The sequence below is a fragment of the Sorangium sp. So ce887 genome (assembly GCF_051521455.1).
Classification (GTDB): Bacteria; Myxococcota_A; Polyangia; order Polyangiales; family Polyangiaceae; genus Sorangium.
In genome coordinates, this window is the sequence record NZ_CP150354.1 from 4,939,038 (window position 1) to 4,951,671 (window position 12,634).

A 12,634-nucleotide genomic window follows, 5' to 3' on the forward strand; every position below is an offset into this window, starting at 1 on the left:
GACGGAAGTGAGGAACCGGTGTATTCGAGGATCCTGGACTGGCGGTGTGCGAGTCCAGGCGGCAGCAGCCCGGGGCGCGGGGGGCGCTGCGCGGTCCGATCCGCGCCAGCGCTGCGCCGCCTCGGGCGCGGGGGAAGGGCTCAAGCACGTGTCTGTCATCGTCTCCACGTTGACGTCGCTGCCGTTCACGCAGCTCCGACGAAACCGGTATTTTTACCTCTATTACGACGGGTTCTACGCGCTCGCGTGCGCGACCCTCCTCGCGTGCATGCACCTCGGCGGGTACGAGCCGTTGATCGAGCGATGGGACAACCGCCTCTGGCTGCTCCTGCCGCTGGTCTGCCATGCGCAGATCCTCTGCAGCGTGTTCATCCACAACGCGACACACAACAATTTCCCCCGGCCGATCAACCGGCTCGTGGGCGAGCTCTGCGGGCTCGTGGCGCTCACGCGGTTCGCCTCGTGGGAGGTGATCCACCAGCGCCACCATCGCTACTCGGATGATGTCGACAGGGATCCGCACCCGGTCGTGGCCAGCTACTGGGTGTTCCTGGTGAAGACGGTGGTGAACGTGGAGCGCCAGCTCCAGCAGATCTACTTCGAGCTCTACGGCGATACGCCCGAGAGCCGCCGCTACGAGCGGATCCGCGCCTACGTGAGCTACGCGACGAACCTGCTGCTCATCGCGTGCTGGTACGTGGTCCTCGGCCCGATCGGGTTCTTCTTCCTCTTCGTGCCGGCGTCGATCGTCGGCTTTCTACACCTCGTGCACTTCAACTGGTCGACGCACAACGCGTTCTCGCCGGACGGCGACTTCAAGCCGGTGAACCTGAACCACGGGTACTACCGGATCGGCAACCTCCTCTGGCACGGGATCTACATGCACGCGAATCACCACAAACGCGCGGGCATGTTCAACCCGGCGAAGCTGGCGCCGGGGCTGCCGATCACGAAGCCCGGTGGGCGCAGCTAGGGCGGCGAGCGGCCAGAAGAGAAAAAACGCAAACACGCAAGGAGAAGAGAAAGAATCAAAGGACGCCAGAAGAAGAGAGAGCCCTGGCGTCCCGATGCTGCCCCGCTTCGCGTCTCTTGACCTCTTCTTGCGTCTTTGCGCCTTTGCGCCTTTGCGTTGTTTTCTCTTCTCCTTACGTCCCGGAGGGATGACCCCTCCGCGCCCGCTAGTCGCCCTGCGGGAGGGGACCCGCGTCGCTCCCGGCGGCGCGGGGGGAACCCGCGTCGCCCCCGGCGGCGCGGGGGAGCGGCTTGGCAGCGCCGCCTGCCCCCCCATCGCGCGAGGCACCCGCGTCCACCCGCGCCGGTGCGGCGGCGCCCGTGGCCGCCGCACCGGCGGCGCCCGCGTCGGCCGCACCCGCGCCCGCATCGGCGGCTACCGGCTCGGCAGCGCCCGCATCGGCGGCCGCCGGCTCGGCGCCCGCGTCGGGCGAGGGAGGGGCGTCGGCCGGAGGAAGCTCGCTCTCCCAGCACTCCGGCTTCGGCGGGGCCGCGAAGCGGACCGTGCGCGACGCGGCGTCGCCCTTCCGGGTGACGAGCTTGTCGGTCTTGTACACGGCCGCGTTGCCGCACTCGTACTCGGCGGCGTCCTTCGTGTCGCGCGCCTGCTTGCGCGCCCTCGGCGCGCGCTCGTTCTCGCACTGCGCCCACTCGATCTCGTACTCGGCGTCCTCGTCACCGAGGAGGATGCGGCTCGCCGGATCGTCCTTCGACCGGCGCCCGGTGAGCGTCGTCCGCGTGATCGGATCCTTGCCGTCGCGCACCGTCAGCGCGACCGGGAAGCGAAGGCTGCCGCGCATCGGCGCGCGCGCCGCGCCGATCTCGAAGTCGGGGCAGATCGGCTCGCCTTCGATCGGGGACGGCGTCGGCGGGCCGCCGCACGCGACGCTGGAGAGAAAGAGGAGGGCGAGAGCTCGGGCTCCAAGGCGGAGGTTCACGCCGGGATTAGTCGTTACCCCGGGTGCCCGCGTCAAGCGATCTTGGTCTTGCCCAGCTTCAGCACCCGATCGAAGTGCTCCTTCGAGACGGGCACCACGCTCAGCCGGGACCGCTTCAGGAGCGAGATCTCGACAAGCGACTCGTCGCCGCGGATCGTGTCAAGGGCCACCTGCGCCTTGAGCGGCGCGACCGGCTCGATGTCCACGACGCTCCAGTCCTCCTCCGCATCGGCGGTCGGATCGGGGTACGCCTCGCGCTTGACGCGCGCCACGCCCGCGACCGCCTTGCCCTCGCTCGAGTGATAGAAGAGCACGAGATCCCCCTGCTTCATGGCCCGCATGTTGTTGCGGGCCTCGAAGTTCCGGACGCCGTCCCACATCGTCTGGCCATCGCGCATGAGCTGCGCGAACGAATATTTCTGAGGCTCGCTCTTTATCAGCCAGTAACGGCGAGACATGCACGATCTCCCGGGCGGGCATGAGGGCGGCGCCGGTCGGGCCGTCGCGCTCCCATCATCGGCGGACAGCCCGTCGATGTGACCGGCTACCCTAGCACCCCCCCGTTCAATCAGTGATCACGATCTTGGCGCCGTCCGGCGTTCGCCGCGCGACCTCGTCAATCTCGTCGTCGTCGAGCGCGATGCACCCGAGCGTCCAGTCGCTCTCCTTGTGCACGCCGGCGCGTAGCACACCGCCGACGCCGTGGATCCCGATGCTGTGCCCGACGCCGCGGCCCGGCGGGACCTCGCCGCGCCGCCTGAGCTCGGCGAAGCGCCGGCGGTCTTCCTCGTTCGGGTAGCTGACGAGCAGGAATTGATGAAACAGGCCCTTGATGCGGCCGGCGACGCGGTACGTGCCGACAGGGGTCCGCCGGTCGCCCTCGTAGAGCTTCGGCCCCGGCCCACCCGGCCCCAGGGCGACCCGGTAGGACCGGACGATCTCGTCGCCCGCCACAAGATCGAGCGTGTGCTCGCTCTTGTCGATCCGGATCTCGGTGACCCGCGGCAAGGAGGCCCCCGGGGGGCGCGGCGCGCGGGCGGCAGCGGCCGGAGCGCCGAGGACGGGACCCACGGGCGCCCGCGCCGGCGGCGCCGCGCCAGGCGGGCCGTTCGAGACGGCGGTCAGGGAAGGGGCCGCGAGGGCGAGGGACGCGGCGAGCCACGCGGCGGCGAGGACAGCAGGGGGCGGGAGGACCATGCCCGACCGTCGGCCCCGCGCGACGGAGTGTGACGCCCACGCGAGGTCTGCCGTATTCTCGATCGGGCTCGTCACACTCCGCGGCCACCGCGCGATGCAGAGGTCGATGAGCACGACGATGACCACCGAGCGCAGCGCCCCCGCGACGAACCCCCTGGCCGAGCCAGGGATCCGCCGCGCCCTCGAGGAGTTCGTGCGACGGCGGGTGCCGAGCGGCGAGGTCGACGACGTGGTGCAGACCGTCCTCTGCGACGCGCTCGCCTCGCCCGCGCGCCCGGCCGATCCGACGGAGCTCCGGCGCTGGCTGCTCGGGATCGCGCGCCACAAGGTGGCCGACCACCACCGGCGCTCCTTCCGGGAGACCGCGACCGAGCTGCCCGACCTGCCGGTCGGTCCGCCGCCCGTCGAGGCGCGCCAGCTGGCGCGCTGGGCAGAAGAGCAGGCCGCGGCGACCGGCGACGCGCAGCAGACGCTCTCGTGGATGGCCCGCGAAGGGGAAGGAGAGAAGCTCGAGAGCATCGCCGCCGAGGAGCAGGTGCCCGCCGCCCGGGTGCGGCAGCGCGTGTCGCGGATGCGGCGGTGGATGCGGGAGCGCTGGCTCGCGGAGCTCGCCGCGGTCGCAGCCCTGGCGATCCTCGCGATCGTCCTCGTCCGGCTCCTGCGCTCGACGAGGGACCTGCCCGAGGTCGCGCCCCTGCCCGAGCCGCTGCCGAGCGCCCCGCCCATGGAGGCGCCGTCGCCGCTCGATCCGCTGGATCGCGCGCGCTCGCTGCGGGCCGAGGCGCTGCGCGCCTGCGACGAGGCGGCGTGGCGCCGGTGCCTCGACCAGCTCGACGAGGCGGACCGGCTCGATCCGCGAGGCCGCACCGCGCCGAGCGTCGCGGCGGCGCGCCAGCGCGCGCTCGACGCGCTCCGCGCGCCGACCGACGAGCCCCCGGCGCCGGGGCCCGTCAAGAAGCCGACAGAGCGGGACTCGAACGACGTTCGCACCTCGCCACAGCCCCGCCAGAAGGTCGCACCGCCGCCCACGCCGACGTCCACACCGACGCCCACGCTGTCGGCGCCCGTGGGACAACCGCTCAAGTCGAAGAAGCCGCAGGCGCCTGATCTGAAGGGTAAGGTGCCGCCTGAGACGATGGATTTCTCGTCCAAGAAACGCTAGTTCCGTCCGCCGGGAAAGCGAACGACGCGCCGGGGGCCGGGTCGATCTCGATGGCTCGCCAGCGGCGCTGTCACCTCCGGAGCGGGGTCCGACGCGCTACCGAGGGGGAGCCGCGCGCCTCGCCGTGCGATTAAATCTCGCAGTTTCCGGCGCAGTCGTCTAAACACGCTGGCGCTCGGCGCAATCAAGGACGCCAAGGAGAGGAGCCCCGGAGATGCGAACCACGAGATGGCTTGGAATGGCATTCGCAGTATCGCTGCTCGCCGCGAACGCCGGCTGCGCGAGAGAGCCCCAGATGCAGGCGCAGCCGCCGGCGCAGCCGCCCGCGCCGCCGCCGCCCCCGGCGCCGCCGCCGCCGCCCCCCGACGCGGACGCGGACGGCGTGATCGACGACGGCGCTGACAAGTGCGTCGCCGAGAAAGAGGACGGCCTGCCGCCCGACGCCAAGGACGGTTGCAAGTCCACCGACCCGGACGGAGACGGCATCGTGGCCGAGGCCGACAAGTGCCCGACCGAGGCCGAGGTCAAGAACAACTACAAGGACGAGGACGGTTGTCCCGACGTCCCGAGGGTCGCTCTCCTCGACAGCGAGGTGAAGCTCAACGAGAAGATCGCCTTCGCCGCCGGCAAGGCCGATATCGAGCCCGCCTCGCAGGAGCTCCTCGCCAACATCGCCCAGATCCTCAAGGACCATCCGCAGATCCAGTTCGCCGAGGTCGCGGCCTACTCCGAGAAGGTCGGCAGCGACTACGCCACCGTGACGCTCACGAAGAAGCGCGCGGACGCGGTGGTGAAGGCGCTCGTGGCGCTCGGCGTCGAGAAGAACCGGGTGCGGTCCGCCGGCTACGGCGCGCACTGCGCGACCGATCCGGGCGAGACCGAGGAGGCGAAGGAGAAGAACCGCCGGGTCGAGATCAAGATCATGCGGCTCGATGGCAAGGACACGGGCGTCGAGCTCGCCTGCGCCGCGGCCGTCACCAAGGGCCTCAAGCCGGCCGGCGTGCCCGCCTCCGCGCCGAAGGCCGCCCCGGCCCCGAAGAGCTCCGACGCGAAGCCCGCCGCGGCAAAGCCCGCCGAAGCGAAGCCCGCCGCGGCGAAGCCCGCCGAAGCGAAGCCCGCCGCGGCGCCGCCCGCGGCCGCGCAACCTGCTGCTGCCGCGCCGCCCGCGGCCGCGAAGCCCGCGGACACGAAGCCCGCCGCGGCGAAGCCCGCCGATCAGAAGCCGGCAGAGACGAAGCCCGCCAGCGTGAAGTAGGCGCGAGGCGACGGGCTGCGGGCAGGCGGCTACGGGGCGGCCTGCCCGCGCGCGGCGGCGAGCAGCCGCTCCAGCGCCTCCTTCGCGCGCTGCCGGCGCTGCGCCTCGGGCACGGCGCCGGCGCGCAGGCGCTGGATGTCGGCGCACATCGCGGCGCGGGCGCCGGGCGGAGGCTCGCCGCAGAGCTTCGCGTGCGCGCTGGGGTCGCGCGCATCGCGCGGCGGCGGCTCGCCGGCGAGCACGGCCGCGGCCGTCTCGATGAGGTGCGCGGTCGCCGCCGCCTCGGCGTTCTCCCCCCTCCACCGGTCGACGAATTCGGGCTGCTTCGCGAGCTTCGCGAGGACGTCCCAGCGCTCCGCGCGCACGGCGAGCTCCGTCGCGAAGAGCACGACGCTCAGGTTGCGGCCGAGGTCCGGTAGGGCGCGCGTCTCGCCGTCGAGCGCCAGCACGTCGTCGACGACGCTCCCGTCGAGCGCCGCGGCCGCGCAGCTCACCGCGACGCTGAGCAGGTCGGCGCGCAGCGCCGGGCCGAGGGAGGGCGCGCGGCCGAGCGCGCGCGCGGCGGCGAGCACGAGCGGGCCGCAGTGCCCCTCGCGCCGCTGCCGCGCCAGCATCACGCCGGCGTCGTAGAGCCGGCCGCTCCGGCGCAGCGCCTCCACGGCGGCCGTGAACGCGTCGGGATCGTACGTCCCCCGCTCCGCGGCCGTGAGGAAGCCGTCGAGGCTGCGCAGGGCGGGGCACGCCGCCGCGCTGCCCGCGCGCCGGAGGTGCGGGAGCTTGCCGAGCACGTCCGCGATGCGCAGCGAGAGCGCGAGCGGGTAGGCGTCGCAGGCGGGCTCTTCGTAGCGGCCGAGCTCGACCTTCGCCCCGGTGCACGCGAGCGGGCCGGCGACCACGGCGAGCGAGCGCGCGGTCCTCGCGACGAGCGGGCGGATGCCCGGAGCGGCGGCGAGCCCCGCCGGGAGCGGATCGAGCAGCGCCGCGACCGCGGCGTCGTCCGCGTCCGGCGGCAAGAGGCCGCGGACGAGCGTCCAGAGGTCGCCGGCCAGGAAGGGGTGGCCGGCCTCGGCCGCGAGCTGGGCGTCGATCGCGAGCAGCGCGCGCGCGTCCCGTCCCCAGGCGAGCGGCTGGTCCTGGTGCAGCGCCCGCTGCCCGAGCCGGAGGCCGAACGAGAGGGCGGCGATGGCCCGGCGCGCCGCGGCGGCGCCGCGCTCGGCGTCGCCCTCGAGGAAGTGGTAGGCGGCCGCGAGCGCCGCGGCGCCGACGTAGGCGCGCCCCGCGTCCTCGTCGCTGCGGGGCGAGCCCTCGGGCGCGAGCGCCGCGGTGAGGGCGCCCGAGGGCTCGCCGCGGGTGCGGAGGCCGAGGCCGAGCTGGAAGCTCGTCGACCTCTCGAGGAGCCCGGTGCCGTACGAGACGTCAAAGCTGAGCGAGAAGACGCGGGTCGCGGTCATCTCCTGGTAGCGGTAGGTCATGCGCGGCACGCGCAGGCCGCGATCGTCGGCGGCCGCGAGGACGCTGTCGAGCGCGTCGCGCGCCTCGGCGCGCCGGCCGCCGGCGAAGTCGCGCACGGCGCCCATGATCGCGAGCACGTCGCCCGCGTCGGCCGTCTGGCAGGCGTCGTCCGACGCCTTGCGCATCGCGTCCGCGTAGGCCGACGGGTCCGGGGCGACGCCGCGCCGGGCCTCCGCGATCTCGCTCAGGTACGAGAGCACCCACGCGACCCGGCTGCCGCTCTCGTTCGCGAGCGCGACGGCCTCCGGCGACGGCGGCCTGCCCACCACGGCCGCGCCGAGGAGCGAGGTGAGCAGCCCGAGGTCGGCCTGATCGCGCAGCCCGAGCGCCGAGAGCGCCCGGGCGTAGCCGACGAAGAGGCCCAGGAGGTCGCCCTCCGTCCGGGAGGCGGGCAGCGACGCGAGCGCGTCGAGGAGGGCGCCGCCGCCCGCGCCCTGCCCGGCGCCGGTCTGCGCCGTGTCCTCGCGGAACGCCGCGGCGAGCCCGCGGAGCACCCGGCCGAGCGGGGCGCCGCTCTGCGCTGCGAAGCGCTCCGCGGTGGCGGAGGAGAGGAGCGCGCGGGCGAGGGCGTAGCCGCCGGTGAGCGCGTCCGGGAGGCCGCTGTCGCCCCAGCTGGAGAGGCCCGCGGCGACGGCGGCCTCGGCGTCCGCGGTCGGGACGGTGAAGCGCACGCGGGGCTCCGATGCGCCGGCGCGCGGCGCGCGAGCCGCGCCGGCGTTGGGCGCGGCGAGCAGATCGATCGCGTCGGAGAGGAGCGTCACGAGGAGCCGCGCCCGGCGCACCCACGCGCCGTCGCCCTGCCTGTACCGCGGCGCGAGCAGGATCCGGCCGCGGACGTCGCCGAGCCGCGCGAGCGCGCGGCGCGCCTCGGGGCTCGGCCCGCGCCCCGCGGCGGGGCAGGCGCCCGTGGCCGGGGGCGGCTTGCGCGAGCGCTCGGTGAGCAGCACGGCGATGACGCCGTCGGCGAGCGCGGTGACGTCCTCCACGAGGCCGGGCGGCGGCGCCTCCACGTCGCCCGCCGCGCCCGCGACGGCGTCGCGCGCCGCGAGCCCCGCGACGGCGCGCCGGAGCGCGTCGCGCGCCGCGCGGCGCTCGGGAGGGAGCCGGGCCGCGTCGATCGCCCGCAGATCCAGCGCGCCGGCGGCGTCGAGCGCGGCGTAGCGCGAGAGGCTCGCGGCGAGCGCCGCGAGGCCGGGGTAGGGGAGCGCCGGCGCGGGCGAGAGCGCGCGCTCGATCTGCGCCGACGAGAACGCGAGATCGGGCGACCGATCCGAGAGGAGCTTGTACAGCGCGTCGGCGGCGTAGAGGCCGGCGACGCCCCAGCCGGTCTGCGCGGTGAGGTCGCCGCGCAGCTTGGCGGTGAGGGCGCCCTGGAGGGCCAGGAAGTGCGCGGGCTGCACCTCGGGCGGGTACGACATGCCCGCGAAGACGCCGGCGAGCGCCGCGCCGAGGACCGCCTCCGGATCGCGCGCATCGGCCATGCGGCGCTGCACGGCGACCTGCGTGAGGTCGACGATGGCGTCGCGGAGGCGCTCGTCGGCGAGCACCCCGGGGCTGTAGGCGAGGGGGATCTGCGCGAGCGCGCGGTAGCGGCGCGGCTCGGCCTCGGCGAGCGCGCGCAGCGCGGCGAGGTGCGCGAGGCCGAGCTCGGTGACGCGCCGGTGGACGGCGCTGCCCGCCTGGCCCGCGGCGGGCGCGGGGCCGCGCTCGTAGAGCAGGCTCGGCGCGTGCGCCCACGCGGTGCTCGTCTGATCGACGGCGCGGACGAGCGCCTCGTAGCGCGGCAGCCACGCGTCGAGCGGCAGCCGTCTGCCCGGCGCTGCCGCCGCGGCGCTCCCGGTGGCGGGTGCGGCGGGCGCGGCCGATGCAGCGGGCGCGGCCGCGGCGTCGCTCGGGGCGAGGGCGCCGGCGAGCGCCGCGGCGAACACGAGGTCGCGCGCGCCTTCCATGGGCGGGGCGACGTCCCGCCCGCAGCCCGGGGCCTTCCCGAGCAGGTCGTCGAGCGCGGCGCGCCGGTCCGCGGGCACGGCCCGCAGCACCGCCGCGCCGCGGGCGCGCCACGCCTCGCGGCTGTCCCGGGCCGTGCGCACGCGGAGGAGGTCGCCGTAAGGCGTGTCGCCCGGCGCGGGCGGAGGATCCAGCCGGGGGGCCGAGGGCGCGCCGGCGGCGCCGGTCGCGTCGCCGGCGTCCTCGAGCGCGACGCCGGCCGTCCCGAGCAGCTGGAGCGCGTACCGGCCGCGCAGCACCGGCTCGTCGTTCGGGTCGCGCCCCTTCAGCGCGGCGGCGAGGGCGTCGGCCGCGCGCGCGGCCTCGACGTAGCGGAAGCCGCCGGCGGCGCCGAAGGCGCGGCGCACGAGCGCCGCGAGCGCGATGTCGTCCGCGACGCGCGCGAGCGCCGCGTCGCCGCGCGCGATCGGCGCGACGCCGGCCATGAACGGCGCCAGCGGGTCGCTCGGGAAGAGCTGGACCGCGCCGCCGCCGCGAGCGCGCGCGTGGACGAGGTGCTCGACCCCGAGGGCCTCGCCGATCGCGAGGAGCAGCGCGTCGGCGCCCAGCGCGCCGGGGGCTGGCAGCGGCGCGGCGCGGATCCACGTCGCGTCCGCCGCGCCACCGCGCTGCGCCTTGCCGGCGGCGTCCGCGCCTGCCTCGACGATGACCGCGACGCGCGGCGTCGCCCCGCCGCGGCGGTCGAGATCGCGGAGCAGGAGCGCCCACGGGTCGCCGGCGTCCCGGGCGGCGCGGGCCTCGACGTAGCCCAGGGCGAGCTCGAGCGGCGCGCGGCCTTCGGCGAGGGCCGCGGCGAGGGCGCGCTCGCACGCGTCGAGGTGCGCCGGATCGCAGCGCGACGCCGGTGGGGGCGCCGTGCCCGGGGGGCTCGCGCCGCCGCAGCCGACGGCGAGGAGCCCGAGGACGAGCCCCGAGCAGACCGAGAGAGCGCGCGACGAGACGACCACGCGGGCGTGCAGCATGACGGGCGCGCGACCTTACACGAAGACCGCGGGCTGGCTGCGTTCGTCTCGCAGATCGGACGAGCGCCGCGCCCGGACCGGGCAGCCGCTGCCTTCCTGCCCCCCGGGCGCCGTGCTACTCCCGCGGCATGCGACGGGCTCCGGAGCGACGAGGTGCCGGCGGCGAGGGGGGTGGCGGGAGCGCCGGTTGCGCGGCGCGGGGCGCCCTCGCGGCGCTCGGGCTCGCGTGCCTCGCGCTCGCGGCGTGCAGCGAGGGCGAAGGCGGGTACGCCGGGACGACCGCGCGCGTCGGCAAGGACGAGGCGACGATCTACATCAACAACGGCGCGGAGCCCGAGTACGTCGACCCCGGAAAGTCGAACGACTCGGCGAGCTCCACGCTGATCCAGCAGCTGTTCGAGGGGCTGACCACCTACGGCGCCGGCGATCTCCGCCCGGTCCAGGGGGTGGCGACGCGCTGGGAGCAGAGCGACGATAACCGGATCTATCGGTTCCACCTGCGGCCCGAGGCGCGCTGGTCGGACGGCAAGCCGGTGACGGCGCACGACTTCGAGTACGCGTGGAAGCGCGTGCTGCGCCCCTCCACCGCCTCGCTCGCCGCCACGAACCTCTATATCGTGAAGAACGGCGAGCTGTTCAACCACGGCAAGCTCAAGGCGCTGCGCGAGGCCGCGCCGCTCCGCGTGGCCGCCCGGCCCGACGCGCCGTCCGCGCTCGAGCTCCCCAAGGGGTCGTTCGTCGTGGTGCTGGCGCGCTCGCCGATCCAGGTCGACACCGCGATCGCGCCGCTCGCGGCGCTGCCGGAGGGCGCCGCCGCGGTGACGTTCACGAAGGGCGACGCGAAGGCCGGCCCCGGAGACCGGCTCGTGTTCGAGGCTGCCGCCGGCGGCGCCGCGCCGCTCGGCCCCGCGCCCGGCGGCGGCTGGCAGGGCGCCGTTGTCGACATCGTCCGCGCGGGCCCGCCGTGCCAGTGCAACGGCGCCGCCGATCGCTGGTTCGAGGTCGAGCGGGGCGGCGCGCGCGGCTTCCTCCCGGGCTGCCTGCTCGTCCCCCCCGCCGCGGCCAAGGACGGCGCGGGCGCCGCGCCCCGCGAGACGTACGCGGTCGTCGCGCCGCACGCGGACCTCCCCACGTACGACGCCGCGGCGGCCCCCGCGGCCGCGCAGGGCGAGCCCCCGGTGGGGTTCGTGCCCGACGCGCTCCTCGTCGAGGACGACGGCGCCGTCGGCGTCCGCGCCAGGGACGACCTCACGCTCGACGTGCAGCTGGAGCAGCCCACGCCGTACTTCACCGATCTCACGAGCTACGTGACGCTCTTCCCCGTGCGCAAGGACGTGATCGAGGCGTTCGCGCAGCGCGGCGAGCCCGAGCTCTGGTTCCGCCCCGAGAACATCGTGGTCAACGGCCCCTACACGCTCGATGAGTGGAAGTTCCGTTACGAGATCACGATGAAGCGGAATCCGATGTACTGGAACCGCGACAAGCTGAAGATCCACCGCGTCGTCTGGCTGGAGATCGAGCAGTACAACGCCGCGATGAACATCTACAAGGCGGGAGATCTCGATTACGGAGGCGACAACTCCTCGCTCCCCGCCGAGCACCTGGACTGGCTGTCGACAAAGAAGGATTTCAAGCGGTTCCCCTACCTCTCCACGTACTGGCTCGAGTTCAACACGAGGAAGCCGCCGGTCGACGACGTCCGCGTCCGCTGGGCGCTCAACCTCGCGGTCGACAAGCAGCAGATCGTCGAGAAGATCACGCGGGGCGGGCAGACGCCGGCCACGCACTACGTCCCGGACTACACGGGCTCGGGCTACGACGAGGCGCTCGCCGAGGACAGGAGGCTCGGGGTCGACCCGTTCTCATCGCCGGACGTCCTGTTCAACCCGGAGCGCGCCCGCGCGAAGCTCACCGAGGCGGGCTACGAGGTCGTCCGGGAGGGCGACGGATACCGGGCGAAGAACTTCCCGGCCCTGGAGATCCTCTACAACACGAGCGAGGGGCACAAGCAGATCGCCGTCGCTGTCCAGGACATGTGGAAGCGTCACCTCGGCGTCTCCGCCACGCTGCGGAACGAGGAGTGGAAGGTGATGCTCAAGAACGTGCGCGACGGCAACTTCCAGGTCGTGCGGTTCGGCTGGATCGGCGAGTACAACCACCCGGCGACGTGGCTCGGCACGCTGCTCTCCTACAGCCCGCAGAACCGGACGGGCTGGGCCGACAAGGAGTTCGACGACCTGATGCGCACCGCCGCGGCGACGGCCGGTCGGAAGGAGAGCATCCAGGTGTTCCGCAGGGCGGAGAAGCGGGCCGTCGACCGCATGCCCAAGCTGCCGCTGTATTTCTACACGAAGTCGACGCTTGTGAAGCCCTGGGTCAAGGGGTTCAAGGGCAACGCGCGGAGCGTGCAGCTCGTGAAGTGGCTCTGGATCGACCCGCGCTGGCGCGACAACCCGTCGAACGAGATCGCGTTTCCCCAGCTCGAGTTCCCGGCGCCGGGCCGGCTCGGCCCGACGCTGGGTGGGCCGGCGGCGCCCTGACAGCCGATTCCCGTCCACCACGATCTCCGTCGCCGTCCGACAGCCGCTCC

The 12,634-nt window shown here is 74.6% G+C and carries 8 protein-coding genes; 4 read left to right on the forward strand and 4 right to left on the reverse strand.

The annotated features are described in order from the left end of the window. Positions 1-148: 148 nt before the first annotated feature. On the forward strand, positions 149-973 hold the full coding sequence (locus WMF36_RS18325; protein WP_437580904.1) for a fatty acid desaturase: 825 nt from the start codon (positions 149-151) through the stop codon (positions 971-973). A gap of 205 nt (positions 974-1,178) precedes the next feature. Here WMF36_RS18325 and WMF36_RS18330 read toward each other — a convergent pair whose 3' ends face one another. From WMF36_RS18330 to WMF36_RS18340, 3 genes are all read right to left on the reverse strand, one after another. Next, positions 1,179-1,949, reverse strand: coding sequence for a hypothetical protein (locus WMF36_RS18330; protein WP_437580905.1), 771 nt, complete (start codon positions 1,947-1,949; stop codon positions 1,179-1,181). A 32-nt stretch (positions 1,950-1,981) separates the two neighbouring features. Further along, entirely contained in the window at positions 1,982-2,407 is a 426-nt protein-coding gene (locus tag WMF36_RS18335; protein WP_437492403.1) for an EVE domain-containing protein, read from the reverse strand. Between the two features lie 106 nt (positions 2,408-2,513). Beyond that, a complete protein-coding gene (locus WMF36_RS18340; RefSeq protein WP_437580906.1) occupies positions 2,514-3,146 on the reverse strand; it encodes a L,D-transpeptidase family protein in 633 nt (210 codons plus the stop codon). A 106-nt stretch (positions 3,147-3,252) separates the two neighbouring features. On the opposite strand from WMF36_RS18340, the gene WMF36_RS18345 reads away from it, so the two are divergent. Beyond that, a complete protein-coding gene (locus tag WMF36_RS18345; protein WP_437580907.1) occupies positions 3,253-4,308 on the forward strand; it encodes an RNA polymerase sigma factor in 1,056 nt (351 codons plus the stop codon). Between the two features lie 238 nt (positions 4,309-4,546). After that, a complete protein-coding gene (locus tag WMF36_RS18350; protein ID WP_437580908.1) occupies positions 4,547-5,563 on the forward strand; it encodes an OmpA family protein in 1,017 nt (338 codons plus the stop codon). Between the two features lie 29 nt (positions 5,564-5,592). Here WMF36_RS18350 and WMF36_RS18355 read toward each other — a convergent pair whose 3' ends face one another. Continuing rightward, positions 5,593-10,044 (reverse strand): hypothetical protein, encoded by a 4,452-nt coding sequence (locus WMF36_RS18355; protein ID WP_437580909.1) that lies wholly within the window; start codon positions 10,042-10,044, stop codon positions 5,593-5,595. A 128-nt stretch (positions 10,045-10,172) separates the two neighbouring features. On the opposite strand from WMF36_RS18355, the gene WMF36_RS18360 reads away from it, so the two are divergent. Beyond that, positions 10,173-12,584, forward strand: coding sequence for a peptide ABC transporter substrate-binding protein (locus tag WMF36_RS18360; protein WP_437580910.1), 2,412 nt, complete (start codon positions 10,173-10,175; stop codon positions 12,582-12,584). Positions 12,585-12,634: the final 50 nt, after the last annotated feature.